The organism is Streptomyces venezuelae, from assembly GCF_008642335.1.
GTDB classification, from domain to species: Bacteria; Actinomycetota; Actinomycetes; order Streptomycetales; family Streptomycetaceae; genus Streptomyces; species Streptomyces venezuelae_F.
Window position 1 is genome coordinate 2,086,354 of record NZ_CP029191.1, and the last position, 26,824, is coordinate 2,113,177.

The 26,824-nt window shown below is 71.1% G+C and carries 26 protein-coding genes; 12 read left to right on the forward strand and 14 right to left on the reverse strand.

Translation table 11 applies throughout. The annotated features are described in order from the left end of the window. Positions 1–27: 27 nt before the first annotated feature. The 4 genes from DEJ49_RS09355 to coxB form a co-directional block, all read right to left on the reverse strand. Complete coding sequence (locus DEJ49_RS09355; RefSeq protein WP_150183697.1) at positions 28–1,272, reverse strand: Ig-like domain-containing protein; 1,245 nt, start codon at positions 1,270–1,272, stop codon at positions 28–30. Between the two features lie 133 nt (positions 1,273–1,405). After that, positions 1,406–1,804 (reverse strand): cytochrome c oxidase subunit 4, encoded by a 399-nt coding sequence (locus DEJ49_RS09360; RefSeq protein WP_055566237.1) that lies wholly within the window; start codon positions 1,802–1,804, stop codon positions 1,406–1,408. Further along, a complete protein-coding gene (ctaD, locus tag DEJ49_RS09365; RefSeq protein ID WP_150183698.1) occupies positions 1,801–3,537 on the reverse strand; it encodes a cytochrome c oxidase subunit I in 1,737 nt (578 codons plus the stop codon). The genes DEJ49_RS09360 and ctaD overlap by 4 nt, the downstream gene beginning before the upstream one ends. Then, entirely contained in the window at positions 3,534–4,496 is a 963-nt protein-coding gene (gene coxB / locus DEJ49_RS09370; protein WP_150183699.1) for a cytochrome c oxidase subunit II, read from the reverse strand. The genes ctaD and coxB overlap by 4 nt, the downstream gene beginning before the upstream one ends. Before the next feature lie 359 nt (positions 4,497–4,855). Here coxB and DEJ49_RS09375 point away from each other — a divergent pair, with 359 nt between their 5' ends. Beyond that, the gene (locus DEJ49_RS09375; RefSeq protein WP_150183700.1) at positions 4,856–6,232 is read left to right on the forward strand and encodes a cysteine desulfurase/sulfurtransferase TusA family protein; all 1,377 of its coding nucleotides are present in this window, start codon (positions 4,856–4,858) and stop codon (positions 6,230–6,232) included. An 18-nt stretch (positions 6,233–6,250) separates the two neighbouring features. On the opposite strand, the gene DEJ49_RS09380 is transcribed toward DEJ49_RS09375, so the two are convergent. Continuing rightward, positions 6,251–7,225, reverse strand: coding sequence for a carbohydrate kinase family protein (locus DEJ49_RS09380; RefSeq protein WP_150183701.1), 975 nt, complete (start codon positions 7,223–7,225; stop codon positions 6,251–6,253). Positions 7,226–7,359: 134 nt separating this feature from the next. On the opposite strand from DEJ49_RS09380, the gene DEJ49_RS09385 reads away from it, so the two are divergent. Together DEJ49_RS09385 and DEJ49_RS09390 are read left to right on the forward strand one after the other, a co-directional pair. Then, positions 7,360–7,584, forward strand: coding sequence for a hypothetical protein (locus tag DEJ49_RS09385; protein ID WP_150183702.1), 225 nt, complete (start codon positions 7,360–7,362; stop codon positions 7,582–7,584). Between the two features lie 165 nt (positions 7,585–7,749). Continuing rightward, complete coding sequence (locus DEJ49_RS09390; protein ID WP_150183703.1) at positions 7,750–9,249, forward strand: hypothetical protein; 1,500 nt, start codon at positions 7,750–7,752, stop codon at positions 9,247–9,249. Between the two features lie 92 nt (positions 9,250–9,341). Here DEJ49_RS09390 and DEJ49_RS09395 read toward each other — a convergent pair whose 3' ends face one another. Further along, on the reverse strand, positions 9,342–9,698 hold the full coding sequence (locus tag DEJ49_RS09395) for a HesB/IscA family protein (RefSeq protein ID WP_030933606.1): 357 nt from the start codon (positions 9,696–9,698) through the stop codon (positions 9,342–9,344). 247 nt (positions 9,699–9,945) lie between these two features. Here DEJ49_RS09395 and nadA point away from each other — a divergent pair, with 247 nt between their 5' ends. Beyond that, positions 9,946–11,151, forward strand: a complete 1,206-nt coding sequence (gene nadA, locus DEJ49_RS09405) for a quinolinate synthase NadA (protein WP_409240020.1) — start codon at positions 9,946–9,948, stop codon at positions 11,149–11,151. 75 nt (positions 11,152–11,226) lie between these two features. Here nadA and DEJ49_RS09410 read toward each other — a convergent pair whose 3' ends face one another. Beyond that, the gene (locus DEJ49_RS09410; protein WP_150183705.1) at positions 11,227–11,718 is read right to left on the reverse strand and encodes a MarR family winged helix-turn-helix transcriptional regulator; all 492 of its coding nucleotides are present in this window, start codon (positions 11,716–11,718) and stop codon (positions 11,227–11,229) included. Between the two features lie 75 nt (positions 11,719–11,793). Here DEJ49_RS09410 and DEJ49_RS09415 point away from each other — a divergent pair, with 75 nt between their 5' ends. Continuing rightward, positions 11,794–13,011: a multidrug effflux MFS transporter gene (locus DEJ49_RS09415; RefSeq protein WP_150183706.1), complete on the forward strand. Its 1,218-nt coding sequence runs from the start codon at positions 11,794–11,796 to the stop codon at positions 13,009–13,011. A gap of 203 nt (positions 13,012–13,214) precedes the next feature. Here DEJ49_RS09415 and DEJ49_RS09420 read toward each other — a convergent pair whose 3' ends face one another. The 4 genes from DEJ49_RS09420 to DEJ49_RS09435 form a co-directional block, all read right to left on the reverse strand. Then, entirely contained in the window at positions 13,215–13,895 is a 681-nt protein-coding gene (locus DEJ49_RS09420) for a response regulator (RefSeq protein ID WP_150183707.1), read from the reverse strand. Beyond that, on the reverse strand, positions 13,892–15,115 hold the full coding sequence (locus DEJ49_RS09425; protein ID WP_150183708.1) for a sensor histidine kinase: 1,224 nt from the start codon (positions 15,113–15,115) through the stop codon (positions 13,892–13,894). The genes DEJ49_RS09420 and DEJ49_RS09425 overlap by 4 nt, the downstream gene beginning before the upstream one ends. Before the next feature lie 226 nt (positions 15,116–15,341). After that, positions 15,342–15,620: a PspA-associated protein PspAA gene (pspAA, locus tag DEJ49_RS09430; RefSeq protein WP_150183709.1), complete on the reverse strand. Its 279-nt coding sequence runs from the start codon at positions 15,618–15,620 to the stop codon at positions 15,342–15,344. Positions 15,621–15,648: 28 nt separating this feature from the next. Continuing rightward, the gene (locus DEJ49_RS09435; protein WP_150183710.1) at positions 15,649–16,449 is read right to left on the reverse strand and encodes a PspA/IM30 family protein; all 801 of its coding nucleotides are present in this window, start codon (positions 16,447–16,449) and stop codon (positions 15,649–15,651) included. 255 nt (positions 16,450–16,704) lie between these two features. Between DEJ49_RS09435 and DEJ49_RS09440 the strand changes: the two genes are divergently transcribed. The 3 genes from DEJ49_RS09440 (at position 16,705) to DEJ49_RS09450 (ending at position 19,309) form a co-directional block, all read left to right on the forward strand. Then, the gene (locus DEJ49_RS09440) at positions 16,705–17,331 is read left to right on the forward strand and encodes a DUF3043 domain-containing protein (RefSeq protein ID WP_150183711.1); all 627 of its coding nucleotides are present in this window, start codon (positions 16,705–16,707) and stop codon (positions 17,329–17,331) included. A 74-nt stretch (positions 17,332–17,405) separates the two neighbouring features. After that, positions 17,406–18,113: a class I SAM-dependent methyltransferase gene (locus tag DEJ49_RS09445; RefSeq protein WP_150183712.1), complete on the forward strand. Its 708-nt coding sequence runs from the start codon at positions 17,406–17,408 to the stop codon at positions 18,111–18,113. A gap of 137 nt (positions 18,114–18,250) precedes the next feature. After that, positions 18,251–19,309, forward strand: coding sequence for a S1C family serine protease (locus DEJ49_RS09450; protein WP_150183713.1), 1,059 nt, complete (start codon positions 18,251–18,253; stop codon positions 19,307–19,309). 67 nt (positions 19,310–19,376) lie between these two features. Here DEJ49_RS09450 and DEJ49_RS09455 read toward each other — a convergent pair whose 3' ends face one another. Continuing rightward, positions 19,377–19,613, reverse strand: a complete 237-nt coding sequence (locus DEJ49_RS09455) for a hypothetical protein (RefSeq protein WP_150183714.1) — start codon at positions 19,611–19,613, stop codon at positions 19,377–19,379. A gap of 263 nt (positions 19,614–19,876) precedes the next feature. Between DEJ49_RS09455 and DEJ49_RS09460 the strand changes: the two genes are divergently transcribed. Continuing rightward, on the forward strand, positions 19,877–21,103 hold the full coding sequence (locus DEJ49_RS09460) for a bifunctional adenosylcobinamide kinase/adenosylcobinamide-phosphate guanylyltransferase (RefSeq protein ID WP_150183715.1): 1,227 nt from the start codon (positions 19,877–19,879) through the stop codon (positions 21,101–21,103). A 19-nt stretch (positions 21,104–21,122) separates the two neighbouring features. Here DEJ49_RS09460 and DEJ49_RS09465 read toward each other — a convergent pair whose 3' ends face one another. Further along, positions 21,123–22,178, reverse strand: coding sequence for a class I SAM-dependent methyltransferase (locus tag DEJ49_RS09465; protein ID WP_150183716.1), 1,056 nt, complete (start codon positions 22,176–22,178; stop codon positions 21,123–21,125). A gap of 158 nt (positions 22,179–22,336) precedes the next feature. Here DEJ49_RS09465 and cobT point away from each other — a divergent pair, with 158 nt between their 5' ends. From cobT to DEJ49_RS35910, 3 genes are all read left to right on the forward strand, one after another. Next, a complete protein-coding gene (cobT, locus tag DEJ49_RS09470; protein ID WP_150183717.1) occupies positions 22,337–23,416 on the forward strand; it encodes a nicotinate-nucleotide--dimethylbenzimidazole phosphoribosyltransferase in 1,080 nt (359 codons plus the stop codon). Positions 23,417–23,621: 205 nt separating this feature from the next. After that, complete coding sequence (locus DEJ49_RS09475) at positions 23,622–25,388, forward strand: phosphatidylglycerol lysyltransferase domain-containing protein (RefSeq protein WP_150183718.1); 1,767 nt, start codon at positions 23,622–23,624, stop codon at positions 25,386–25,388. Next, positions 25,385–26,074, forward strand: a complete 690-nt coding sequence (locus tag DEJ49_RS35910) for a hypothetical protein (RefSeq protein ID WP_190329301.1) — start codon at positions 25,385–25,387, stop codon at positions 26,072–26,074. Before DEJ49_RS09475 ends, DEJ49_RS35910 begins: the two co-directional genes overlap by 4 nt. On the opposite strand, the gene DEJ49_RS09485 is transcribed toward DEJ49_RS35910, so the two are convergent. Continuing rightward, a complete protein-coding gene (locus DEJ49_RS09485; protein WP_150183719.1) occupies positions 26,023–26,778 on the reverse strand; it encodes a hypothetical protein in 756 nt (251 codons plus the stop codon). The two genes, DEJ49_RS35910 and DEJ49_RS09485, sit on opposite strands and share 52 nt — an antisense overlap. Positions 26,779–26,824 lie beyond the last annotated feature (46 nt).

Below are 26,824 nucleotides of genomic sequence, written 5' to 3' on the forward strand. Positions count from 1 at the left end.
GCCTCTGACAGCCTCTCTGCCGGGCCGTCAGACCCGCGGCCGCAGCCTGGCCGCGTCGGCCGCCGCGGGGCCCTCCTTGGTCCCGGAGAGCAGCGCGCTGCCCTTGCGCCACTTCTTCCAGCTCAGGTTCCAGTCGCCGAGTCCGTTGCCGAACGCCGGCATGTCCTCGCCGTAGCTGTTGATGACCGTCACGAGGTCGCCCTGGCGAACGGTCTCGTAGAACCAGGCGGCGTTCCCGGTGCTCATGCCGGTGCAGCCGTGGCTGGTGTTGGCGGAGCCCTGCGAGCCCACCGACCAGGGCGCGGCGTGCACATACTCACCCGAGTCGGTCACCCGTGTCGCGTAATAGACCATCTTGTCGTAGAAGTCCGATGCGCCGATGCTGGCACTGGTCATACGTACGGAGTACTCCTTGCCCAGCACCACCTTGACGCCGTTGCGCGTCGAGTAGCCGGGCTTGCCCGTGGTCACGGGCATGGAGTTGATCTCCTCGCCGTTGCGGTAGACCGTCATGTAGTGCGATCCGGCGTCCGTGACGGCTTCGACGCGGTCGCCGATGGTCAGCTTCAGGGGCTTGGCCTCGCCGCCCCACAGCTTGTCCTTGACCTTGAGGCCCTCCAGGTTGCTGGAGATCCTGACGGTCGCGCCCGCGGGCCAGTACTCCTTCGGGCGGTAGTGCAGCGTCTCGCTGTCCACCCAGTACCAGGAGCCGTCGGTGGCGGGCACCGAGCGGACCTTCAGCGCGCGCTCGACGACCGCCCTGGCCTCCTTGCCCTTCACCGGGGTGCTGAGCTTGGCCGTGACGGGCTGCCCCACGCCGTACTTGCCCGCGTCGGGGCCGAAAGTGACCTTCAGCCGCTTCTTCTCGGGGGGCAGGTCGGTGTCGAAGGTGAGGACCTTGCGGCCCGGCGCCCCCTCGTCGTCCTCCGCGCTCACCCGCACGGTGTAGTGCGCGCCTGCCGCCAGCGGCGTGGTGCTGTGCCACCGGGAGCCGTCGGCCGAGAGTTCGCCCGCCACGTACCGCCCCATCGCGTCGGTGGCCAGTACGTCGGTGATGCGCCCGTCCTCGCCCTGGGCCGTGACCTCCAGGGGCTTGTCCGGATCCGCTTTCTTGCTGCCCACGGGGCCGTTGAAGGCGATCTGGTCCGCCGCGTCGTACGGCTTGGCCGAGAGCGGGTGGCCGGAGCTCCCACAGGCCGTGGTCCCCGCACCGAGTGCGGCCACCAGCATCGTGCAGCTCAGTACCGTGCGAATTCGCGGAGTGTGGCTCATAAACACACGGTATGAAGGTTCATCACGCCCGGCGCGGCGAGTGACCCGTCCGTGGGGGTGTCGCTTACGCCGAAGGGCCCCGGCGCTCCTCGCGGAGTGCCGGGGCCCTTCGGGTGCGTCGGGAACTACAGACTCACTGGGTCTGGTTCTCGCCGCGGTAGTACTCGAACACCCAGCCCCACAGGCCGATCAGGATGATCGGGGCCGAGAAGTACAGCAGCCACCAGCCGAAGACGACGCCCATGAAGGCGAGCGCGCCACCCACGGCCAGGGAGAGCGGCTGCCAGCTGTGCGGGCTGAAGAAGCCCACCTCGCCGGCCTCGTCCGCGACGTCGGCCTCCTTGTTGTCCTGTGCGGAGGCGTCGACACGCCGGGCCGTGAAGGCCAGGTAGTAGCCGATCATGATGCACAGGCCGAAGGCCAGGAAGAGCGCCGTGGTACCGGCAGGCTCCTTCGACCAGACGCCATAGACGATCGCCATGGCGAGGACGAAGACGCTCAGCCAGATGAACATCTTGCCCTGGATCTTCACTTCGTGGCCTCCTTGTCGCCGCCGAACAGCGCGGTGTCCTTCTGTCCGTCGTTCTCGAGGTGGCCGATCGCCGCGATCTCAGGGTGGTGCAGGTCGAACGCGGGCGATTCCGAACGGATCCGCGGCAGCGTGAGGAAGTTGTGCCGCGGGGGCGGGCAGGACGTCGCCCACTCCAGGGAGCGGCCGTAGCCCCACGGGTCGTCGACCTCGATCTTCTTGCCGTACTTGGCGGTCTTCCAGATGTTGTAGAAGAACGGCAGGATCGACAGACCGAGCAGGAACGAACAGATCGTCGAGATCGTGTTCAGGGCCGTGAAGCCGTCGGCGTGCAGGTAGTCCGCGTACCGGCGCGGCATGCCCTCGGCACCCAGCCAGTGCTGGACGAGGAACGTGCCGTGGAAGCCGACGAACAGCGTCCAGAAGGTGATCTTGCCGAGCCGCTCGTCGAGCATCTTGCCGGTGAACTTCGGCCACCAGAAGTGGAAGCCGGAGAACATCGCGAACACCACGGTGCCGAACACCACGTAGTGGAAGTGCGCCACCACGAAGTACGAGTCCGAGACGTGGAAGTCCATCGGCGGCGAGGCCAGGATGACGCCGGTCAGACCACCGAAGGTGAAGGTGATCAGGAAGCCGACCGCCCAGAGCATCGGGGTCTCGAAACTCAGCGACCCCTTCCACATCGTTCCGATCCAGTTGAAGAACTTCACACCGGTCGGTACGGCGATCAGGAACGTCATGAAGGAGAAGAACGGCAGCAGCACGCCGCCGGTGACGTACATGTGGTGGGCCCACACGGTCACGGACAGACCCGCGATCGCGATGGTCGCGCCGATCAGACCCATGTAGCCGAACATCGGCTTGCGGGAGAAGACCGGAATGACCTCGGAAATGATGCCGAAGAACGGCAAGGCGATGATGTACACCTCTGGATGGCCGAAGAACCAGAAGAGGTGTTGCCATAGCAGTGCGCCGCCGTTTGAGGCGTCGAAGATATGGGCGCCGAATTTACGGTCCGCCTCCAGGGCGAACAGTGCGGCGGCCAGGACCGGGAAGGCCAGCAGGACGAGCACCGCGGTCAGCAGCACGTTCCACACGAAGATCGGCATGCGGAACATCGTCATGCCCGGAGCGCGCATGCAGATGATGGTGGTGATGAAGTTGACCGAGCCGAGGATCGTACCGAAGCCGGAGAACGCCAGACCCATGATCCACATGTCCGCGCCGATGCCCGGCGAGCGGACCGCGTCCGACAGCGGGCTGTACGCGAACCAGCCGAAGTCGGCCGCACCCTGCGGGGTGAGGAAGCCGCCGACCGCGATCAGCGAGCCGAACAGGTACAGCCAGTAGGCGAACATGTTCAGCCGCGGGAACGCCACATCGGGCGCACCGATCTGCAGCGGCATGATCCAGTTCGCGAAACCGGCGAACAGCGGCGTCGCGAACATCAGCAGCATGATCGTGCCGTGCATCGTGAACGCCTGGTTGAACTGCTCGTTCGACATGATCTGCGTGCCGGGACGGGCCAGTTCGGCGCGCATGAAGAGCGCCATGACGCCGCCGATGCAGAAGAACGCGAACGACGTGACCAGATAGAGCGTGCCGATCGTCTTGTGGTCGGTGGTGGTCAGCCACTTGATCACGACGTTGCCCGGCTGCTTGCGCCTGACCGGCAGCTCGTCCTCGTACGAGTCTGCTGCCGCGGCACCCTGGGGTTCGTTGAGGATGCTCACAGGTTGTTCGTCTCCCGGTTCTTCTCGTGGCCCGTCTGCTCGATGCCGGCCGGGATGTAACCGGTCTGGTTCTTCTTCGCGAGGTCCTCGAGGTGCTGCTTGTAGCGCTCGGGAGAGACGACCTTGACGTTGAAGAGCATCCGGGAGTGGTCGACGCCGCAGAGCTCGGCGCACTTGCCCATGAAGGTGCCCTCCTTGTTCGGAGTCACCTCGAAGGCGTTGGTGTGGCCCGGGATGACGTCCTGCTTCATGAGGAACGGCACCACCCAGAAGGAGTGGATGACGTCACGCGAAGTCAGGACGAAACGAACCTTCTCGCCCTTGGGGAGCCAGAGGGTCGGTCCGGGGTTGCCGTTCTGGGGGTTCCGCTCGCCGGGCGTGCCGACTTCGTAGACACCGCCGGCGTTGGCCGGGAAGTCCTTGCGGAAACGGTCCGGAATGGCGTCCAGGTCCTTGGACGTCTTGGCGTCGCCCTTGTCGGAACCCGGCACGTCCTCGATGTAGTTGAAGCCCCAGCTCCACTGATAGCCGACCACGTTGACCGTGTGGGCCGGCTTGTCGTCGAGTTCGAGGAGCTTCGACTCGTCACGTGCCGTGAAGTAGAAGAGGACCGACACGATGATGAGCGGAACCACCGTGTAGAGCGCCTCGATGGGCATGTTGTAACGCGTCTGCGACGGTACTTCCACCTTGGTGCGGCTGCGCCGGTGGAAGATGACGCTCCACAGGATCAGACCCCAGACCAGCACGCCCGTGGCGAGCGCTGCCGCCCACGAGCCCTGCCAGAGGGAGAGAATCCGCGGAGCCTCTTCCGTTACCGGGGTGGGCATTCCAAGGCGGGGGAAATCCTTGTATGTGCAACCGGTGGCGGTCGCCAGGATCAGGCCCGCAGTCAGCACCTGCGGCAGCTTCCGCCGCATCGGGCGCCGCGACGAGCGGTCGGAGCCGTTGGGACTCACGTAGCGCCTTCCCGAGAGTCTCGCCCGCGCGGTCGGCTGCGGCCTTCACGCTGGTCGGTCGCCGCCCTGCGGCGGGCAGGGGTTTGGATGTTTATGCGGACCAAACCCTACTGGACGCTATTTGGGGTCGCGCGGGGAGGGTGCCTAACGCGCCGCGGGTCACTCCGAAGGGTGGGACGCCCGCCCCTCGACCGGTTTCTGACGGAGCCTTGGAGCGCCCACGAGCTGGGTGGAATCCGCTGGTCCGCGGGTGCGGGTGGAGGGTGGTTGCTCGCGCAGTTCCCCGCGCCCCTGCAGGGCTGCCCCTGCGGGGCGCTCCCCCTGGGCGGGGTGCTCGGGTGACGTCTTAGCGTTGACGCGTGTCCTACTTCGACGTTGCCTCCTCCGCTCCCCTTCATCCCGTCGCGCGGCAGGCGCTGCAGGCCTCCCTTGACGAGGGGTGGGCCGATCCCTCGCGGCTCTATCGCGAGGGGCGGCGGGCCCGGCTGCTCCTCGATGCCGCGCGTGAGGCGGCCGCCGACGCGGTGGGCTGCAGGCCCGACGAGCTCGTCTTCACCTCCTCCGGCACCCGCGCCGTGCACTCCGGGATGGCCGGGGCGCTGGCCGGGCGGCGGCGCGTCGGACGCCACCTGATCGTGTCGGCCGTCGAACATTCGTCGGTACTCCATTCGGCCGAGGCCCATGAGGGCGACGGCGGGGCGGTGACCGAGGTGGGGGTGGACCGCGGCGGGGCGGTGGACCCGGAGGCGTATGCCGCGGCGCTGCGCGAGGACACCGCGCTCGCCTGTCTGCAGTCCGCCAACCACGAGGTCGGCACGGTGCAGCCGGTCGCCCGGGTCGCGGAGGTGTGCCGGGCCGCCGGGGTGCCGCTCCTGGTGGACGCGGCGCAGTCGCTGCCCTGGGGACGTGTCGACGGGGACTGGTCGCTGCTGACCGGGAGTGCCCATAAATGGGGTGGCCCGGCAGGAGTCGGGCTTCTCGTCGTACGCAAGGGAGTGCGCTTCGCCGTGCGGGGGCCCGTCGACGAGCGGGAGTCCGGGCGCGCCGTCGGCTTCGAGAACATTCCGGCGATCGTGGCGGCGGCCGCCTCGCTGCGGGCGGTGCGGGCCGAGGCGGACGCGGCGGCCGTACGACTGCGGGAGCTGACGGAGCGGATCCGGGCGCGGGTGCCGGGGCTCGTGCCGGACGTGGAGGTGGTGGGCGACCCCGTGCGGCGGCTGCCGCACCTCGTCACCTTCTCCTGTCTCTATGTCGACGGGGAGACAGTGCTGCACGAGCTGGACCGGGCCGGTTTCTCCGTGTCGTCCGGGTCCTCGTGCACCAGCTCGACGCTGACACCGAGCCATGTGCTGCGCGCCATGGGGGTGGTCAGCGAGGGGAACGTACGGGTGTCGCTGCCGTTCGGCGTCGAGGAGGCGGAGATCGAACGGTTCCTCGATGTGCTGCCCCGGGTGGTGCGGGGCGTGCGGGAGACCCTGGGGGCGCCGGTGGGGGGCGGGGACGGGGCCGCGGAGGCCGTGACCGTGGACGCGCTCGGGATGAGCTGTCCGCTGCCGGTGATCGAGCTGGCCAAGGCGATCGGGCGGGTACGGGTGGGCGGCACCGTCACCGTCCTCGCCGACGACGAGGTCGCGGCCGTGGACATCCCCGCCTGGTGCTGGACCCAGGAACAGGAGTACGTGGGCGAGCGGCCGGCGGACCGCGGTGTCGCTTACGTGGTCCGCCGGAGCTCGTGATCGGTCGGCGCCCGGGGCTCAGGCCAGGTGCGGCTTGACCTCGGTGGCGGCCTCGTGGCCGTACGCCTTGGTGAAGCGGTCCATGAAGTTGCTGCGGCGCAGCTCGTACTCCTGCGTGCCGACGGTCTCGATGACCAGGGTGGCGAGCATGCAGCCGACCTGGGCGGCGCGCTCGTGGGAGACGCCCCAGGCGAGGCCCGAGAGGAAGCCCGCGCGGAACGCGTCGCCGACGCCGGTCGGCTCGACCTTCGCCTCCTCCTCCGGGACGCCGACCTCGATCGGGTCCTTGCCGGCGGACTCGATGCGGACGCCGTTCGCGCCGAGAGTCGTCACGCGGTGGCCGACGCGCGAGAGGATCTCGGCGTCGGTCCAGCCGGTCTTGGACTCGATGAGCCCCTTCTCGTACTCGTTGGAGAAGAGGTACGTCGCCCCGTCGAGGAGCGTGCGGATCTCCTCGCCCTCCATGCGCGCGATCTGCTGCGAGAAGTCCGCGGCGAACGGGATGCCGCGGGAGCGGCACTCCTCGGTGTGGCGGAGCATCGCCTCGGGGTCGTCGGCGCCGATCGAGACGAGGTCGAGGCCGCCCACGCGGTCCGCGACCGTCTTCAGCTCGATGAGGCGGGCCTCGCTCATCGCGCCCGTGTAGAAGGAGCCGATCTGGTTGTGGTCGGCGTCCGTGGTGCAGACGAAGCGCGCCGTGTGCAGCGTCTCGGAGATGCGGACGGAGGCCGTGTCCACGCCGTGCCGGTCGAGCCAGGCGCGGTACTCGTCGAAGTCGGAGCCGGCCGCGCCGACCAGGATCGGGCGGGTGCCGAGCTGCCCCATGCCGAAGGTGATGTTGGCGGCGACGCCGCCCCTGCGCACATCGAGGGCGTCGACGAGGAAGGAGAGGGAGACCGTGTGCAACTGATCGGCGACCAGCTGGTCGGCGAAGCGGCCGGGGAAGGTCATCAGGTGGTCGGTGGCGATGGAGCCGGTGACTGCGATACGCACGGCTGGGTGCTCCTGTGGAGGAGAGGCGAGGATTGACAGTTCACGCTACCGGGTCGAGGCACCCCGCCTGAAGTGCCAAAACTACCCGATAGTAGGGCTTTTTTCGTGAGCGTCCGGATGCATACGGTGCCGTTATGACCGTTATCCCGAAGGATGTCGTCCTGCACCGTCGCGCCACGGCCGCCGAGGCCCCCGAGAGCATGGAGTCGCTGCGCGGCGACTGCGCCCGCATGGCACCGCACTGGGCGGTGCCCGCCGCGACCGCGGCCGCCCCCGTGCCGCCCTCGCTGATCCACGGCATCACCGTCCCGCTGTCCTCCGCCCGTCTGATCGGCGAAATGTCGGAGTACGGAGACTGAGGGAGACTGATCGCAGGGTCCCGGCGCGCGCCGAAGGGAACCGTGCGCTCCCCTCCTGCGTCCCATCGCCGTCCCCCGTAAAGGGGAACTGGGATACGACGAGGCCCACCGGTGGCGGCACCGGTGGGATGTCCGGGACAGCAGTGCAGTCGAAGGAGCGATGCGGTGAGCACCGAGCGATCCGATTCCGAGGCGTCCGAGCCGCAGCGGCGGCGGTCCCGCCTGGCCGTCGCCTCGGTCGCGGCCACCGTGCTGCTGGTCGGCGGCGGTGGGGCGTACTTCGCGGCGTCCGCGTCCGGCGGCGGCGGCAGTGACGGGGCACCGGCCGGGGACGGCGGCAATCCGCCGCCCCTCGCCCTGGACGGCTATCCGGCCGCCGACCGGCAGGGCGGTGACGACAAGAGCGGCACCGGCGGCACCGGTGACTCCCACGGCATCGCGCCCGGCGAGCCCGACCCGAACGGCGTGCGGTACCGGGCGACCACCCAGCTGCCCGAGGGCCCGGAGTCCGCGTCGGTCTACCACGCACGCGGCGAGGTCACCGCGGCCGAGGTCGGCAGGCTCGCGAAGGCGCTGGGCGTGGACGGGACGCCGACCTCGCAGGACGGCACCTGGAGGGTGGGCCACTCCAACGACGGTTCGGGGCCCTCGCTGCAGGTGAACAAGCAGGCGCCCGGCACCTGGACCTACGCGGCGCACGGCACGGGCGGCACCGACAACTGCCTGCGCGGCAAGCCCTGTTCCAGGAGCTCCACCGCACCGAACGGCGAGACGGGTGACGCGGTCGGCGAGCAGGCGGCCAAGGACGCCGCGGCGCCCGTCCTGAAGGTCCTCGGCCAGGACGACGCGAAGCTGGACGCGCGCCAGCTGATGGGTGCCGTACGCGTGGTGAACGCCGACCCGAAGGTGGACGGCCTGCCGACGTACGGCTGGTCGACCGGCATCCAGGTCGGCGCGGGCGGCGAAGTGGTCGGCGGCAGCGGCCAGTTGAAGGCGCCGGAGAAGGGCGCGAAGTACCCCGTCATCAGCGCGCAGGAGACCCTGGACCGGCTGAACAGGTCGGGCGTCGAGGGCCATGGCGGCATCGGCGGCTGTGCCACTCCGGTGCCGCACGCCGACGACGAGACGAAGTCCGAAGGCGGCAGCGGCCCGGAGCAGGCCCCCTGCAAGCCGTCGTCCGAGGCGCCGAAGCCGCAGCCGGTCGCCGTCAGCGGCGCCACGTTCGGCCTCGCGACGCACTTCGTGGACGGCAAGCAGACCCTCGTACCGTCCTGGCTGTTCGACGTGAAGCCGCAGGGCGCGCAGGACACGTTCACGGTGACGCACCCGGCGGTCGCGCCCGAGTACCTGACGTCGCCGAGCACGCCCGGCACACCGAGCACGCCTGGCACGCCGAACACGCCGGCGGACAAGACGCGCCTCACGTCCTACACCGCCGACGGGAAGTCGCTGACCGTGCACTTCTGGGGCAGCGCCTGCGGTGAGTACGCGGCGTCCGCGCGGGAGGACGGCGACCGCGTCAAGGTCACGGTCGAGGAGACCGGCAAGACCGGTGACGTCTGCGTCATGATGGCCAAGGACCTGAAGAAGAAGGTCACTCTGGACAAGCCCCTGGGCGATCGCAAGGTCGTGGACTCCGCGGGCGAGACGGTCCGCCGGAAGTAGGTACCGGTCCCCACGGATACCGGTACGCACGAAGGCGGCGGCCCCCTGGAAACTCAGGGGGCCGCCGCCTTCGACGTGGGTGCCTCGCAGCCTCAGCTGAAGGAGTCGCCGCAGGCGCAGGAGCCCGTGGCGTTGGGGTTGTCGATCGTGAAGCCCTGCTTCTCGATGGTGTCCACGAAGTCGATGGAGGCGCCGCCCAGGTAGGGAGCGCTCATGCGGTCCGTGACGACCTTCACGCCGTCGAAGTCCTTGACGACGTCGCCGTCGAGCGAGCGCTCGTCGAAGAACAGCTGGTAGCGCAGGCCCGAGCAGCCGCCGGGCTGAACGGCGACGCGCAGCGCCAGGTCGTCCCGGCCCTCCTGCTCCAGCAGGCCCTTCACCTTGGCCGCGGCGGCGTCCGACAGGAGGATGCCGTCGCTCACGGTGGTGGTCTCGTCCGATACGGACATCTGCTTCTCTCCCGGGTTGTACGGAGACTGCTTGCCGACGGTTGCAACCGGCGGGGCCGCGGATTCATTCCGGGCCGAGCGCTTACGTCTTACCCCTTCATGCTCGCACATGGCGCGGCGGGGAACAGCGGGCCGCCGGACGGCGAATGCGTCACATCGACACTATGGCCATCGTCAAACTGACACGAAGCGGTTATGATAGATAACGTCAATTAGACGAAAAGGATCGTCTGCAGAGTCAGAAAGGGTGCGTGTTGTGACCACCGCCCAGTCCCCCGCGGACAGCGTGACCCTCGATGTACAGCCCACGCCCCTCGCCCTGCTCCTCCTCGGCCGCGAGGCCGACCCCAGGAGCGAGCGCGGTGTGGAGTGCCCCGGCGATCTGCCGTCCCCCTCCGACCCGGACCTGGTGGAGCGCGCCCGCGCCGCCAAGGAGAGGCTCGGGGACAAGGTCTTCGTGCTGGGCCACCACTACCAGCGCGACGAGGTCATCCAGTTCGCGGACGTCACCGGCGACTCCTTCAAGCTGGCGCGTGACGCGGCCGCGCGGCCGGACGCGGAGTACATCGTCTTCTGCGGTGTGCACTTCATGGCCGAGTCCGCGGACATCCTGACGACGGACGACCAGAAGGTCGTGCTGCCCGACCTGGCCGCCGGCTGCTCGATGGCCGACATGGCCACCGCCGAGCAGGTCGCCGAGTGCTGGGACGTGCTGACCGAGGCCGGGATCGCCGAGCAGGTCGTGCCCGTCTCGTACATGAACTCCTCGGCCGACATCAAGGCGTTCACGGGCAAGCACGGCGGCACGATCTGTACGTCGTCCAACGCCAAGCGCGCGCTGGAGTGGGCCTTCGAGCAGGGCGAGAAGATCCTGTTCCTGCCCGACCAGCACCTGGGCCGCAACACCGCGGTGCGCGACATGGGCCTCTCGCTGGACGACTGCGTCGTCTACAACCCGCACAAGCCGGGCGGCGGCCTGACCGCCGAGCAGCTGCGCGACGCGAAGATGATCCTGTGGCGCGGGCACTGCTCGGTGCACGGGCGCTTCTCGCTGGAGAGCGTGGAGGACGTCCGGGCGCGCATTCCCGGCGTGAACGTGCTGGTGCACCCGGAGTGCAAGCACGAGGTCGTCGCGGCGGCGGACTACGTGGGCTCCACGGAGCACATCATCCAGACCCTGGAGGCGGCGCCGGCCGGCTCCAAGTGGGCGATCGGCACGGAGCTGAACCTCGTGCGGCGGCTGGCGAACCGTTTCGCCGCAGAGGACAAGGAGATCGTCTTCCTCGACAAGACGGTCTGCTTCTGCTCGACCATGAACCGGATCGACCTGCCGCACCTGGTCTGGACGCTGGAGTCCCTCGCGGACGGCAAGCTCGTCAACCAGATCGAGGTGGACCGGGAGACCGAGCAGTTCGCGAAGCTGGCGCTGGAGCGGATGCTGGCGCTGCCGTAGGCCTTCTCCTCCGCGGTCCGGTAAGGGGCACCCGCTGTTGCGGGTGCCCCTTACCGCGTTCTACTCTCCTTCGACCTACCGCGTTCTACGCTCCTTCAGCGCCGTGGCCAGCGCCTCCAGTGCGGGGACGGACGCGGCCAGCGCCGCCCGCTGCTCGTCGTCCAGCCCGGCGAGCGCGTCGGCGAAGATCTCCGCCCAGGCGTTCTCGATCAGGGCCATGCCCTGCTCCGCCTTGAGGGTCGGCTTCAGACGCACCACCCGGCCGTCGTTCGGGTCCTTCTCGCGCTCCAGCAGCTCCTGGTTCACCAGCCCCCGCACCGTGGCGCTCACATTGCTCGCGTGCAGGCCCAGTTCGCGGGCCAGGACGCTCACGGTCGTGCCGGGCTCCGCGTGGACGTAGCGCAGCAACTCCAGCTCCGACGGCGGCAGCCGCCACAGCCCCGCCTCCTCCATGCCCTGGAAGCGCAGGACCCGCGACAGCGCGTACAGCGCGGGGGTCAACTCCCTGGCGTGCTGGAAGAGCCTGCGGTCGGGCTCGTCGTTCTCCGCGTTCCTCTGCTCGGTCACGCCCCCATGCTAGCGTTTCTGATACTTATATAAGTATCTTCATCTCCGTTGTCCCCTCCCGGAGGTCCCTGCGTCATGCCCCTGCTCACCGCCGCGCTCGCGCTGCTCTCGTTCATAGGTCCGCTCTCCACCGACATGTACCTCCCCGCCTTTCCGCGGATGGCCGACGAGCTGGCAACCGATGCCTCCGGGGTGCAGCTCACGCTGACCGCGTTCCTCGTCGGAATGACGCTCGGGCACCTCGTCTTCGGGCCGCTCTCCGACCGGTACGGGAGGCGTCGGCCGCTGCTCGTCGGGGCCGTCGTGTGCACGGTCGGGACAGCGCTGTGTGCCGTCGCGCCGTCCCTCGGGTGGCTGGTCGCGCTGCGGTTCCTGACCGGGTTCAGCGGGGCCGCGGGGGTGGTGATCAGCCGGGCCGTCGTCTCCGACGTGGTCCAGGGAGCCGCTGCCGCACGGCTGTTCGGGGTGCTGATGACGCTCGCCGGAATCGCGCCGATCATCGCCCCGCTCGCGGGCGGTGCCGTGATCGGGGGCTTCGGGTGGCGGGCCGTGTTCTGGGTGCTCGCCGGGGTGTCCGCGCTGGTGACGCTCGCCGTCGTGATCGGTGTGCCGGAGAGTCTGCCCGCGCGGCAGCGGCACACGGGCGGGGTGCGCCGGACGGCCGGGGCAGTGCGGGAGGTCCTCGGCGACCGGGCGTACGTCGGCTACACCCTCGCCTTCACCTTCGGGTTCGGGATGCTCTTCTGCTACATCGCCGGGTCGCCGTTCCTGCTGCAGAACGTCCTCGGGATGGGGGTGGGCGCCTCGTCCGTCGCCTTCTCCGGCGGAGCGGTCGTCGCGACGCTGTCCAGCGCGGTGGGGGCCCGCCTGGTGGGGCGGGTCGCTCCCGAGGCGCTGCTGCGGCGCGGTCTTTCGGCGATGCTCGCGGGGTCGTGCGGGCTGTTGGTACTCGCCCTGGGCGGACTGCTTTCGGTCGCCGTGTGCCTGCCGCTGCTGGCCGTGGTGTGCGGCGGCTTCGGGCTCGTGGTCGCCAACTCGGCTGCGCTGGCGCTGGCCCGGGTGCCGGGTGCGTCCGGCGTGGGCTCGGCGCTCCTCGGCACGGCCCAGAGTGCGCTGGGGGCGGTGGTGGCGCCACTGGTGGGCCTCGGCGGGGAGCACACCGCGGTGCCGCTGTTCTTGGGGATGACGTTGTGCGCGGGGTGCGCGGTGCTGAGCGTGTTCGGCTGCGGGCGCGTCGTGGCCGGTCGCGCGGTTCCCCGCGCCCCTGGGCAAACCCGCCGCGCCCGGCACTGACAGCCGGCCCCCTCTTGAGCGTCCGCGCACTCACGCCACGTGGCCGGTCGCGCAGTTCCCCGCGCCCCAGGGTGAGTCCGGCGTGTGCGGCAGAGACAGCAGGGCCGCATTTGGACGTCGCCGAGTGCGACAGGACTGCCCAGGGGCGCGGGGAACTGCGCGAGCAACCACGACGCACTCGCAGTAGACCGCCCCACGACGCGTCACTCCACCCTTGGACGCACCAGGCCCGACTCGTACGCGATGACGACGAGTTGGGCGCGGTCGCGGGCGCCGAGCTTCGCCATCGCCCGGTTCACATGGGTCTTCACGGTGAGCGGGCTGACTTCGAGGCGCTCGGCGATCTCGTCGTTCGAGTGGCCGCCCGCGACCTGGACGAGGACTTCGCGCTCGCGTCCGGTGAGCGCGTCGAGCCGCTCGCCGCGCGCGCGACCCTCACCGTCCTGACCGTCGCCCTGCGCCAGGAACTTGGCGATCAGACCCTTGGTGGCGACCGGCGACAGGAGCGCCTCGCCGGCCGCCGCGACACGGATCGCGCCGAGCAGTTCGTCGGGCTCCGCTCCCTTGCCGAGGAACCCGGAGGCGCCCGCGCGCAGCGACTGCACCACGTACTCGTCGACCTCGAACGTCGTCAGCATCACCACGCGGACGTGGGCCAGCGACGGGTCCGCGCTGATCATGCGGGTGGCGGCGAGCCCGTCGGTGCCGGGCATCCGGATGTCCATCAGGACCACGTCGGCCCGCTCCGACTTGGCGAGTGCGACCGCCTCCGCCCCGTCGGACGCCTCGCCGACCACCTCCATGTCGGACTCGGAGTCGACGAGCACCTTGAACGCGCTGCGCAGCAGCGCCTGGTCGTCGGCGAGCAGTACGCGAATCGTCACGCGGTCCCTCCCTTTGCCGTGGTGACGGGCAGGATCGCATGGACGCGGAAGCCGCCTCCGTAGCGGGGCCCCGCGGAGCAGCTGCCGCCGAGGGCGGTGACGCGCTCGCGCATGCCGAGCAGGCCGTGGCCGCCGCCGTCGGTGTTGGGCCCGTCGCCCTTGCCGTGTCCCGGACCGTCGTCGATGACGGTGACCTCGACGTTCGGGCCGACGCGGACGACACTCACCTCGGCCTTGGCGTCCGGCCCGGCGTGCTTCTGCACATTGGTCAGGGCCTCCTGGATGATCCGGAACGCGGCGAGGTCGACGGCCGCCGCGAGGTCCAGGCCGACCTGGCCGAGCGCGACCTCCACGGGCAGTCCCGCGTTGCGGAACGTCTCCACGAGCTCGTCGAGGCGGTGCAGGCCGGGGGCCGGCTCGGTGGGGGCCTCCGGGTCGCCGGTCTGCCGCAACAGGCCCACGGTGGCGCGGAGTTCGTTGAGCGCGGAGCGGCTGGCGTCCCGTACGTGCGAGAGGGCTTCCTTCGCCTGGTCGGGCCGCCTGTCCATGACGTGCGCGGCGACGCCGGCCTGCACGTTGACCAGGGCGATGTGGTGGGCGACCACGTCGTGCAGGTCGCGGGCGATGCGCAGCCGTTCCTCGGCGACGCGGCGCCGGGCCTCCTCCTCCCGCGTACGTTCCGCACGCTCGGCGCGCTCCCTGATGGCGTCGACGAACGCGCGGCGGCTGCGCACGGCGTCGCCCGCGGCGGCGGCCATGCCCGTCCACGCGAAGATGCCGAGGTTTTCCTGCGCGTACCAGGGCAGGGGGCCGCCCGAGAGCATCGCGATGCCGGTGAGGCCCACCATCGTGACCAGGCCGATCCGCCAGGTCGTGGAGCGGTCCGTGCGGGCGGCGACGGTGAACAGCGCGATGACCGCGCACATCACGACGGGGGCACGCGGCTCGCCGGTGAGCAGCTCGACGATGGCGGCGGCGCAGGTCGCGGCGAGCACGCACCAGGGGGCACGGCGGCGGAAGACGAGGGCGAGCGCGCCGAGCGTCATCAGGACGAGGCTGGGGGCGTCGGGGGTGCGGGTGCCCCAGGTGGGGCCGTGCTCCCCGTTCGGCTCGGCGAACGAGCCGACGACCATGCAGACGAGGACGGCGGTGGCCAGCGCGGCGTCCACGGCGAGGGGGTGCGTTCTGGCCCAGCCGCGGCCTCGTACGAGAGTGGTCACGCGCTTAACGTTACGGGGGCCGGCCGGGGGCCTTGGCCGGATTGGGGTTGTTGCGGTTGTGCGTTGGCCTCGGGCCGGTGGGGGCTTGGCGCGCAGTTCCCCGCGCCCCTGGCTGCGCCCTCGTCTGCGGGTTCGCTGTGGCTGGGCACGCAGTTCCCCGCGCCCCTGGGGCTGCGCCCCTCACGGGCGCGCCCGCCTTACCGGCGCGCCCCCCTTACCGGCGTCCTCAGCCTGGGATCAAGCCGTCGTCCGTCAACATGTCCCTCACCTCGGAGAGTGTCGCGTCCGGGGACGGGAGGATGAGTTGGGAGGGTTCCAGGGCGTCGTCCGGGAGGGGGGTGCCCAGCTCGCGGACCTTGTCCAGGAGGGCGTGAAGCGTGCGGCGGAAGCCGGGCTCGTCGCCGCCCTCCATCTCCTCGAGCAGCTCGTCGTCCAGCTTGTTCAGTTCGGCGAAGTGGCTGTCCGCCAGCTTCACCTGCCCCTCCCCCATGATCCGTACGATCATGTCGCCCTCCTCAGGACGTGCGTGCGGGCTACTGCTTGTCGAAGCGCGGGGTGTCCTGGGGCTGCTGGGAGTGCGGCTGGGCCTGGCCCTTGCCGCCCTCGATCGCCTGCTGCCCGCCACTGGAGCCTCCGGCGAGTTCCGCCTTCATGCGCTGCAGCTCCAGCTCTACATCTGTACCACCGGAGAGCCGGTCGAGCTCGGTCTGGATGTCGTCCTTGGCCAGTCCGGAGGAGTCGTCGAGGGCACCGGAGGCGAGCAGTTCGTCGATCGCGCCGGCCCGCGCCTGGAGCTGCGCGGTCTTGTCCTCGGCGCGCTGGATCGCCATGCCGACGTCGCCCATCTCCTCGGAGATGCCCGAGAAGGCCTCGCCGATGCGGGTCTGCGCCTGCGCCGCGGTGTACGTGGCCTTGATCGTCTCCTTCTTCGTGCGGAAGGCGTCGACCTTGGCCTGGAGCCGCTGCGCCGCGAGGGTGAGCTTCTCCTCCTCGCCCTGCAGGGTCTGGTGCTGCGTCTCCAGGTCCGTCACCTGCTGCTGGAGCGCCGCACGGCGGGACAGGGCCTCGCGGGCCAGGTCCTCGCGGCCGAGCGCCAGCGCCTTGCGGCCCTGGTCCTCAAGGGTCGAGGACTGCTTCTGGAGCTGGGTCAGCTGCAGTTCGAGGCGCTTGCGGGACGTCGCCACGTCGGCGACGCCGCGGCGCACCTTCTGCAACAGCTCCAGCTGCTTCTGGTACGAGTAATCGAGGGTCTCGCGCGGGTCCTCGGCCCGGTCCAGGGCCTTGTTCGCCTTCGCGCGGAAGATCATCCCCATACGCTTCATGACACCGCTCATGGGCTTCGCGCGCCCCCTTCTGACGGACTTCCAGCTCCAGGTACTGCTCAGAACCCACAGTACGGGCCCTGCATCCATTACCGCACTGTTCGCGTGCGGATGCGCTCATCCCCAAGGACGACTGCGTCCCGCACCGCTCCGGCGTAAGGAGTAGGTGCACCCCTGTGGCCCGGCGCATACCGCCTGCTACGTCCCATTGGGCACGTAATCAAGACGCCCGGCGTTGCCGGATCGTTCCCCTCCGGGCCGACGTCCATGTCTCCGCACCCCGTACCCTTGGATTTTGTGTTCCGTAGCCGATCCAAGGAAGAGAAGGCCCCGGCTGTCCAGGCGCCGGTGACCGACTCCAAGCAGCCCCGTGACCCTCAGGCCCCCAAGGGCCGCCCCACCCCCAAGCGCGCCATGGCCCAGTCGCAGCGCCGCAGCGTGACCAACACGCCGACGACGCGCAAGGAGGCCGCCAAGCGACAGCGCGACGAGCGCCGTACGCAGATGGCGAAGCAGCGCGAGGCGATGGCAAGCGGCGACGAGCGGTTCCTGCCCGCTCGCGACAAGGGTCCCGTGCGCAAGTTCGCGCGCGACTTCGTGGACTCGCGCTTCTGCGTCGCCGAGTTCTTCCTGCCCCTCGCGGTGATCATTCTCGTCCTGAGCATTGTCCAGGTGCCTCAGCTCCAGAATGTCGCGCTGCTCGCCTGGCTCTTCGTGATCGTCCTGATCATCGTCGACTCGATCGCCACCGGGTTCCGTCTGAAGAAGCGCCTGAACGAGCGCTTCCCGGCCGAGAACAAGAAGGGCGCCGTCGCGTACGGCCTGATGCGTACGCTCCAGATGCGTCGGCTGCGCCTGCCGAAGCCGCAGGTCAAGCGCGGAGAGCGGCCCTGAGCGGATTCACCGGCGGAGCCGGGGCCTGGCTGGACAAGCTGGGCGGCCTGCGCGACGCCGTTCGACAGGAGCTGGTGGCACGCCAGCTCGACGAACAGATAATCGGACGCTTCCCCGTGGGGCAGCGGCTCCGCGTGCTCGACGTCGGCATGGGCCAGGGCACGCAGGCGCTGCGGCTCGCCCGCGCCGGTCACATGGTGACGGGCGTCGAGCAGGACTCCGCCATGATCGCGGCGGCCCGCACGGCGCTCGCCCGCGAGCCCGAGGGCATCCAGGGGCGGGTGCGGATCGTCGAGGGCGACGGGCACCAGACCGGGGTGCACTTCCTGCCCGGCAGCTTCGACGTCGTGCTCTGCCACGGCGTACTGATGTACGTGGAGGAGCCGGACGCGCTTCTCGCCGGGCTGGCCCGGATGCTCGCGTCCGGCGGGCTGCTCTCGCTGCTCGTCCGCAACGCGGAGGCGCTGGCCATGCGGCCGGGGCTCGCCGGGGACTGGTCGGGGGCGCTCGCCGCGTTCGACTCGGTGACGTACCGCAACCGGCTCGGGATCGACGCCCGCGCGGACCGGCTCGACGCGCTGACCTCCGCCCTGGCGGGGATCGCGGCGCCGCTGCAGGCGTGGTACGGCGTGCGGGTCTTCACGGACACCGCGGCCGACGGTGCGGCACTGCCCCCGGAGGGGGAGCTGCAGGCACTGCTCGCCGCGGAGGAGCGGGCGGGACGGACGGATCCGTACCGGCGGGTGGCGGCGCTGCTGCACCTGTGCGGAGTGCGGGACTAGCGGGGGCGGGGTCTGCGGGGCCGGGCCTGCGCGGCCGGGGCCCGGGGGCCCGTAGCACGTCGAGGGGGCCGAGGGTCGACGCCTGTTCGGCCCCCTAATTCAGGGCGATCTCGGGTGGCGAATCCGACACTCGGGGCATGACTGCCTCACGTATCCCTGCTGTCTCCGCGGCCTGCGTCGCCGCCCTCGCCGCTCTCGCCCTCGTGGGCGGATGTTCCTCCTCCGGTTCCGGCGACTCCGGCCGGTCCACCACGCAGGCCGCGCCGGCCGCCGCGAGCGATCTGCAGGACGACTACCAGAAGGTCATCAAGGACGTCCTGCCGTCCGTCGTCCAGATCGACGCCTCCGAAGGTCTCGGGTCCGGGGTCGTCTACGACGACAAGGGGCACATCGTCACCAACGCCCACGTCGTGGGCAAGGAGAAGCGCTTCAAGGTGACGACGGCGACCGGCGAGCAGGCGCTCACCGCCGACCTGGTCGCCTCCTACCCCGAGCAGGACCTGGCCGTCATCAAGCTGAGCGACGTCCCGGACGGGCTGAAGGCCGCCGAGTTCGGCGACTCCGCCAAGGCCGAGGTCGGGCAGATCGTGCTGGCCATGGGCTCCCCGCTCGGCCTGTCGTCCAGCGTCACGCAGGGCATCGTCTCGGCGACCGGGCGCACCGTCAGCGAGGGCCGTTCGGGCGGCGGCACCGGGGCCACGATCGCCAACATGGTGCAGACCTCGGCGGCGATCAACCCCGGCAACAGCGGCGGCGCGCTCGTCGACCTCGACGGGAAGGTCATCGGCATCCCGACGCTCGCCGCGAGCGATCCGCAGATGGGTGACAGCGCGGCGCCCGGCATCGGGTTCGCGATCCCGTCGTCGATGGTGAAGACCGTCGCCGACCAGATCATCAAGAGCGGCAAGGTCACCGACTCGGGCCGGGCGGCGCTCGGCATCACGGGCCGCACCGTCCTCGGCGACGACTACAAGCCCGCGGGTGTGGCGGTCGTCGAGGCGCCCGAGGGCGGCGCCGCGGCGAAGGCGGGCCTCGCGGCGGGCGACATCATCACGCGGCTCGGCGACGACGAGATCACCACCATCAACTCGCTCTCCGAGGCGCTCGCCTCGGACAAGCCGGGCCAGAAGGCGGAGGTCACGTACATGCGGGACGGGACCGAGCAGACGGCCGACGTCACCCTCGGCGAGATCTAGGCGCGCGTACGACGACGGGAGGCGGTGGCCGTGGTCCGGCCGCCGCCTCCCGTCGTCCGTGCGTCTGTCAGGCGGAGGCGTCCTCGGATTCCTCGGCGCCCTCCATGTGCAGGCTCATCGGCCCGTAGATCTCCCGCGTGTCCTCGAAGAGGGTCACCTGGTCGGCGCCGCCCTCGGCCAGCGCCTTCCAGTACTCACCGATCCAGGACTCGGCGTCGCCCTGTGTGGTGAACTCCTCGGGCTGCACCGCGGGCTGGACCTCCGTCCCGTCCGCCTTCTCGAACCGCCACGTCCATGCCGCCATGTCAGCCTCCCGAAGGTTCCGTGGCGGTGTGTGAACCGCCTGAATCCGTTTGCAGCCTAGGGCCTGTCCGGCGGATCAGGGCGCGGGAGGGTGGCATCCACCCTTCCGGTGCAGGTGAGCGGGGTCTGGCGCGTCCCCCGCCTGCTCAAGCGGAGCCGAGAGCTTGGGGGAGGGCGTGCCAGACCCCACGTCCGCGCCCTGATCCGCCGGACAGGCCCTGGGCCGGGCGCGCGGCGCTCGACGCGACGCGGGAGGATCTTCGTGTGGAACTGACTCTGCTCGGCACCGGCGCCCCCGGCGGACTGCCGCTCCCCGACTGCCCCTGCGCGGCGTGCGCGACCGCGCTCGGTCCCGCGGCGCGCGCCGCCACCGCACTCCTCGTCGACGGCGTCCTGCTGCTCGACCTCACCCCCGGCGCCGCCTTCGCGGCCGCCCGTGCCGGGCACTCGCTCGGCGGGGTGCGCCAGGTGCTTCTCTCGCATCCGCACGACGGGCCCGCCGTCGAGGTCCCGGCGGGGCTGCCGCAGCCGGGGCGGGTCGCCGACGGGCGGGAGCTGGCGCTGCTGACCGGGCACCGGGTGCGCACGGTGGCGCTGGACGCGCCGGGGTCCGGGTACGAGGTGACGGGTCCCGACGGCGAGCGGCTGCTGTATCTGCCGCCGGGCGGGGCGCCCGCAGGGCTCGGCGCGGGGAACGGGGCCGCGCAGGGGCACGGCGCGCGGCGCCCGTACGAAATGGTCGTCGCCGATGTGCTGGGGCGGCCGGACGGTCTCGCGCGGCTGCGGGCGGCCGGGGCCGTCGGGCCGACGACCGACGTGATCGCGGTGCACATCGGCCACGAGGCGCCGCCGGGCCCGGAGCTGACGCGCCGTCTGGCCGCCGCGGGGGCGCGTGCCGTGCCGGACGGGTCGACGCTCGTGATCGGCGCCTACGAGGACGTACCGGACGTACCGCGCAGGACGCTGGTCCTCGGCGGCGCGCGTTCGGGCAAGTCGGTGGAGGCCGAGCGGCGTCTTGAGGCGTTTCCCGAGGTGCTGTACGTGGCGACCGGCGGGACGCGGAACGGCGACACCGAGTGGGCGCGGCGGGTGAGCGTGCACCGCGAACGCCGCCCCGGCTCGTGGCGTACGACGGAGACCTGCGACCTCGTCCCGCTGCTCGCCGAGGACGGTCCCCCGCTGCTCGTCGACTGCCTGTCGCTGTGGCTGACACACGTCATGGACGAGGTGAAGGCGTGGGACGACGACGAGTGGGCGGGCGGCGGCGAGCGGGAGCTGCGGCGGCGGGTCGTCGAACTCGCGGATGCGGTGCGGGCGACCCGGCGCACGGTGGTCGCCGTGTCGAACGAGGTCGGCTCCGGGATCGTCCCCGCGACCGCGTCGGGCCGCCGCTACCGCGACGAACTGGGCCGCCTGAACACCCTGTTCGCCGCCGAGTGCGAGCACGTGCTGCTCGTGGTGGCGGGTCAGGCGCTGGCGCTGCGCGGCTGAGAGCCTGTGTCATCACCTCTCAAGCGCCTCTGCGCGCGATGACCCGGTACGTGTTGGAGAAGCCGGTGCGGGTGAGCACGGGGCTCAGGAGCGTGTCGAGGGCGCGGGCGAGGAGCAGCAGCGGCACGGTCGCCCACCAGGCGGCCTGCCGCAGTCTCAGCCGGAGCGGGGGCACGGCCTTGGCGCGCCACGGCACGTCGGGCGCGGGGATGCGGCCGTTGACGAACAGCGCGACGGCCGAGGCCAGGTCGAGCGGTACGTGCGGTGCGCGCCGCTCGACGCCGACGACGGTGAAGCCGAGCTCCTCCAGCTCCGCGAGCAGGTTGGCGAGCGGCACGAGGTGCAGGTGGCGCGGCTGGCCGTACGACGCCCACCACTTGCCGAGGAGCCGGGCGTAGCGGCACTGGGGGTCGGGGGCCTCGATCATCAGATGGCCGCCGGGGCGCAGCACGGTGCGCGCGGCGCGCAGCTCCGCGCGCGGGTCGGGCGCGTGCTGGAGGGTGTGGAACATGCTCAGCGCGTCGTAGCGGCCCGCGAGGGGCGCGGCGAGCGTGGTGAGGGAGCCGCGGTGGCCCTCCTCGATGCGGCCGCGCCGCAGCCCCTCCAGGACGCCGGCGCCCGCGTCGAGGCCGTCGAAGGAGGTGTACGGCAGGACCTGTCTGGCTAGGGCCGGGAAGTGGGCGGCGCCCGTGCCGACGTCCAGCCAGCACTCGGGCTCGTCGAGGGCGCCGAGCGCGCGGGCGCGGACGTGGGCGCGGGCACGGACGCGGGCGCCGGAGAGCCGGGGCAGGGCGGGCCCCTCGCGCGCGTCCCTGCGGTAGAAGGCGAGGCCTTCGGGGGTGAGCCGAGGGTTCTGGAAGAAGTGGCCGCAGTCGCCGCACCGGTCGATCCTGAAGCGGCCCGGCTTGTGCTGGACCAGGTCGGCGGTGCGCAGCCGCGCCCGCAGCCGCTCGGAGCCGCACCAGGGGCAGTCGGTGCGGCGGGGCTCGTGGAACCGCTCGGTGCCCTCGGCGAGTTCGGCGAGGTAGCCGGAGCGCCGGGCGGCGACTCGCTGGGCGACGGCATCCGTGGTCATGGTCGCACTCCTGGAAGAAGCCGGGACAAACAGGAAAGTAAACGCACGTAAAGGACCATTCCCGCGTTTGTGGTGCCGTCATGCCGTGCCGCCCCGCCCGACGTGGCTCGCAGGGCCGTTCGAGCGACATCCGTGCCGCTCCCGGTACTGTTCGGCGAATGAGCTCGCTGAATCTCGACGACTTCACCGACCTGATCGAGCGGCCCGACGGCGGGGTCCGCCGCGACGCCGAGGAACGCCGGGAGCGGCAGTCCGTGCCACCCGGCTCGCTGGGCCGTCTCGACGAGCTCGGCGAGTGGCTCGCGGCGGCCCAGTCCGCGGTGCCGGTGCGGCCGGTCGAGCGGCCGCGCGTGGTCCTGTTCGCGGGTGACCACGGCGTATCCGAACTGGGTGTCTCGGCGCGGCCCGCGGGCAGCGCCGCCGGGCTCGTACGTTCCGTGCTGGCCGGCGAGACCCCGGCGGCCGTCCTCGCGCGCCGCCTCGAGGTGCCGGTCCGCGTGGTCGACATGTCCCTGGACTGCGACCCGGCGGAGCTGCCCGCCGAGGTGGCGGGCCACCGGGTGCGGCGCGGCTCCGGCCGTATCGACGTCGAGGACGCGCTGACCGCCGAGGAGGCCGAGCAGGCGCTGCGCGCGGGCATGGCCGTCGCCGACGAGGAGGCCGACTCGGGCACCGACCTGGTCGTGCTCGGCGATGTGAGCGTGGGCGGTACGACGCCCGCCGCGACGCTGGTCGCCGCGTTGTGCGGGACCGACGCTTCGGTGGTGACCGGGCGGGGCGGCGAACCGATCGACGACCTGGCGTGGATGCGCAAGTGCGCGGTGGTGCGGGACGCGCTGCGGCGGGCCAGGCCCGTGCTCGGCGACCAGCTGGAGCTGCTCGCGGCGGTGGGCGGCGCGGACGTCGCGGCGATGACCGGGTTCCTGCTGCAGTGCGCGGTGCGCCGCACGCCGGTGATCCTGGACGGCGTCGTCGCGGCGGCGGCCGCGCTGGTGGCCCAGCGGGTCGCCTTCCGGGCGCCGGACTGGTGGCTCGCGGGGCACGACAGCGGGGAGCCCGCGCAGAACAAGGCGCTCGACCGGATGGCGCTCGAGCCGCTCCTCTCGCACGGTGTGAAGGTCGGCGAGGGCGCGGGCGCGCTGCTCGCGCTGCCGCTGGTGCAGGCCGCGGCCGCGCTGGCGGCGGAGCTGCCGGAGCGGAAGCCGGAGGCGACGGAGGAGGCGGCCACGGAGGGCTAGGGCCTGTGTCGAAAGTCCCGTCGTCCGCCCGGAGGGCGGGCCCGGCGGCGTCCGGTGCGTGCGATCGCAAGGCGGAGGGTCGCCCCGATACTGGTTGTATCGGGGTGTCCCGACAACGCGGCGAGGGCGCGTGCCGGGCGTCGCCGGGCAGGCGGGACTTTCGACACAGGCCCTAGCGCACCCGCGGCCCATATGATCCCTTTTCATGGGAGATGAGCAGGTCGTCGCCGGGCGACAGAAATCACGCACCGTCATACAGCGCCGCGCCGCGGGGTTCGCCGTCTGGTATCTCCGAGCCGTCACGTTCATCAACTTCCTGAGCGCGGTCTGGGTCTCCCTCGGGCAGGACCTGCGCCAGCACAACACGGAGAACTACTTCACGCCGTACCTGCTCACCGCCGGCTTCGCGTCGGGGGCGTTCACGCTGTTCCTGGCGATCACCATGCGGCGCCGCAAGCGCGCCGCGTGGATCCTCAACCTGGTGCTCGGCGGGCTCTTCCTGCTGCTCTTCGCCTTCGCGATGACCTTCCCGGAGATCCGTGCGTACGCGCAGAACTGGATCTCCCTGATCCTGACCGCCGCCTTCGTCGCCGCGCTCGTCGTCGGCCGCCGCGAGTTCTACGCCAAGGGCGACCGCTCCAACCCGAAGCTCGCGTCGGCCGTCGCGGCCGGCGGGCTCCTGGTCACCTCGCTGATCGCCGCGCTGCTCGTCACCGTCACCAACACCGCCCATGACGACTACCGCTCGACGTTCCTCGACCGGTGGCGCTACGGCACCATGCGCCTGGTCTCGCTGGCCGCCGACGACCAGCGCTTCGAGGGCATCACCACGCCCGGCTGGGTCAACGTCGCCATCAACATCCTGAGCGCGCTGCTGCTCTGCGCCGTGCTGTACGCGGCGTTCCGCTCCCGCCGGGCCGTCGACCCGCTCACCGAGGACGACGAGGAGAGGCTGCGCGCGCTGCTCGACCGGCACGGCGACCGCGACTCCCTCGGCTACTTCTCGCTGCGCCGCGAGAAGAGCGTCGTGTGGTCCCCCACCGGCAAGGCGGCCGTCGCCTACCGCGTCGTCGGCGGCGTCTCGCTGGCCTCGGGCGACCCCATCGGCGACCCGGAGGCCTGGCCCGGCGCGATCGAGCCCTGGCTGGAGGAAGCCCGCGAACACGGCTGGATTCCCGCCGTGATGGGCGCGAGCGAGGAGGCCGGCACGATCTACGCCCGCCACGGCCTCGACGCCCTCGAACTGGGCGACGAAGCCATCGTGGAGATCGATGAGTTCACTCTCGAAGGGCGGGCGATGCGCACCGTCCGGCAGGCCTACAACCGCGTGAAGCGCGCCGGTTACACCGTCCGCATCCGCCGTCACGAGGACATCCCCGCCGACGAGATGGCCGCCCTCCTGGAGCGCGCCGACGACTGGCGCGACGGCGCCACCGAGCGCGGCTTCTCCATGGCCCTCGGACGCCTCGGCGACCCGGCGGACGGCCGCTGCGTGATGCTCGAATGCACGGACGGCGACGGCGTGTTGCGGGCGCTGCTCTCCTTCGTCCCGTGGGGGCCGCACGGGCTCTCCCTCGACCTGATGCGGCGTGACCGGGACGCCGAGAACGGCCTGATGGAGTTCATGGTCATCGAACTCCTGCAGCGTGCCCCCGAGATCAAGATCACTCAGGTGTCGCTCAACTTCGCGATGTTCAGGTCGGTCTTCGAACGTGGCTCGCGGCTCGGCGCGGGCCCGGTCCTTCGCCTGTGGCGGTCGCTGCTCAGCTTCTTCTCCCGGTGGTGGCAGATCGAGTCCCTCTACCGCGCCAACGCCAAGTACCGGCCGATCTGGGAACCCCGCTTCCTTCTCTTCGAGAAGAGCGTCGACCTGCTGCGCATCGGCGTCGCCTCCGGTCGCGCGGAGGGCTTCCTGGAAGCGCCGGGCCTGCCGAAGTGGCTGCACCGCAAGCATCTGGAGTCGAGACGATGAGCACCCTGGCCCGCCGCGCCCGCGCCGAGTGGGGAGCCCTCTCCTCCACCGTGCGCGGGGCGCTCGCCGCCCGACGGTGGCGGGCCGTGCCCATGACGCTCGCGGCGGTCTGCCTCACCGCGCTCTTCCAGTACGTGCAGAACCAGCCCTGGGGCTACCAGTTCGTCCAGAACATCGGCTGCGTGCGCGCCGAGGACCCGCTCTGGCTCGCCCTCGTCCGCACCCCGCTCTCCCTCTTCGTACCGGCGCTCGACCTGCCCGTGTGGGGTGCGCTGGTGCAGATCCTGCTCGTCTTCGGCATCGCGGAGATCTGCCTCGGCCGGTGGCGCACGCTCCTCATCGCGTACGTGGCCACCCTCGCCGGGACGCTCTACGCGCGCGTGGGCATCGAACTGGGGGCGGCGAACCCGTTCGGTCTCCCCGCGTCCGACGCGCAGGTCGTCGACACCGGTCCCTCGGCGGCCGTCGTGGGCCTCGCCGTCTTCGTGTGCTGGCGCTACCGCGCGTACTTCACCGGCGCTCTGGTCACCGTCCTGATGGTCGTCGAGGTGCTGTTCAAGGACAACCTCGCGGGCAAGGAGCACCTGGCCGCCATCGCCGCCGTGCTCGTGCTGTGCGCGGTCTCGGCAGCGCGTCACCGGGGCGGCGGCAACCGGTCCGGTGTGAAGCCGCCGATCCAGTCCTGAATCCTGCGGCGCGGCCCCGTCCAGCGGCGGTCGTGCCGGAACGCCCGCAGTCCCGCACGCGCGCGTGCCCGGGGCCGGTTGCGGTAGAACCGCCGCGCCCACGCCGACCCCGGCCGGGCGAGACGGACCGCGCCGACCAGCGCGACGAACGGGATCACCATGCCGATCAGGGCGGTGCGCAGCTTGCCCTTGAGGAGCGCGACCAGGGCGAACGCGCAGTTGATGCCGACGTTCAGCGCGAACAGCGCCCTGTTGTGCCGCTCCATCGGCGTCAGGTCGTTCACCCCGAACGGTGTGAAGCCGGTGAGCACGAGCACCACCAGGGCGGCCGTCAGCATGACGACCTCCACGCTCTTGCGGCCCTGCTCGCTCCAGTACACGTCGTCGAGGTGGAGGATCAGCGCGAACTCGTCGAGCACGAGCCCGGCGCCGATCCCGAAGATGACGGCGGCGTACAGCGGCCCCGCGCCGTGCCGCCCCGCGGCCACCGCCCAGAACCCGCCGACCAGCATGAGGAAGATGCCGGGCACGACGTGGTGGATGTGCACGTCCCCCGTGCTGATGTTCCTGAACGGCCCCTTGCCCGCCCGGATGAGCCGCGTGATGGTCCGGGTGACCAGGAACGACCCGACGAACGAGACCAGCGCGAGCAGCAGCGGCAGCTTCCCCGGCTCGACGATGTTCCGGTACCACCAGTCGCTCATGCGGCCCGCCATACATCCATGCGCCCATCCTCCGTCCCCGAAGAGT

Excerpts from the sequence above, each read along its gene's own strand:
- DEJ49_RS09355 (WP_150183697.1), bottom strand. The coding sequence starts at position 1,272 with ATGAGCCACACTCCGCGAATTCGCACGGTACTGAGCTGCACGATGCTG.
- DEJ49_RS09385 (WP_150183702.1), top strand. The coding sequence starts at position 7,360 with ATGACCGTTATCCCGAAGGATGTCGTCCTGCACCGTCGCGCCACGGCC.
- DEJ49_RS09395 (WP_030933606.1), bottom strand. The coding sequence starts at position 9,698 with ATGTCCGTATCGGACGAGACCACCACCGTGAGCGACGGCATCCTCCTG.
- DEJ49_RS09415 (WP_150183706.1), top strand. The coding sequence starts at position 11,794 with ATGCCCCTGCTCACCGCCGCGCTCGCGCTGCTCTCGTTCATAGGTCCG.
- pspAA (WP_150183709.1), bottom strand. The coding sequence starts at position 15,620 with ATGATCGTACGGATCATGGGGGAGGGGCAGGTGAAGCTGGCGGACAGC.
- DEJ49_RS09435 (WP_150183710.1), bottom strand. The coding sequence starts at position 16,449 with ATGAGCGGTGTCATGAAGCGTATGGGGATGATCTTCCGCGCGAAGGCG.
- DEJ49_RS09440 (WP_150183711.1), top strand. The coding sequence starts at position 16,705 with ATGTCTCCGCACCCCGTACCCTTGGATTTTGTGTTCCGTAGCCGATCC.
- DEJ49_RS09450 (WP_150183713.1), top strand. The coding sequence starts at position 18,251 with ATGACTGCCTCACGTATCCCTGCTGTCTCCGCGGCCTGCGTCGCCGCC.
- DEJ49_RS09455 (WP_150183714.1), bottom strand. The coding sequence starts at position 19,613 with ATGGCGGCATGGACGTGGCGGTTCGAGAAGGCGGACGGGACGGAGGTC.
- DEJ49_RS09465 (WP_150183716.1), bottom strand. The coding sequence starts at position 22,178 with ATGACCACGGATGCCGTCGCCCAGCGAGTCGCCGCCCGGCGCTCCGGC.
- cobT (WP_150183717.1), top strand. The coding sequence starts at position 22,337 with ATGAGCTCGCTGAATCTCGACGACTTCACCGACCTGATCGAGCGGCCC.
- DEJ49_RS09475 (WP_150183718.1), top strand. The coding sequence starts at position 23,622 with ATGGGAGATGAGCAGGTCGTCGCCGGGCGACAGAAATCACGCACCGTC.
- DEJ49_RS35910 (WP_190329301.1), top strand. The coding sequence starts at position 25,385 with ATGAGCACCCTGGCCCGCCGCGCCCGCGCCGAGTGGGGAGCCCTCTCC.
- DEJ49_RS09485 (WP_150183719.1), bottom strand. The coding sequence starts at position 26,778 with ATGAGCGACTGGTGGTACCGGAACATCGTCGAGCCGGGGAAGCTGCCG.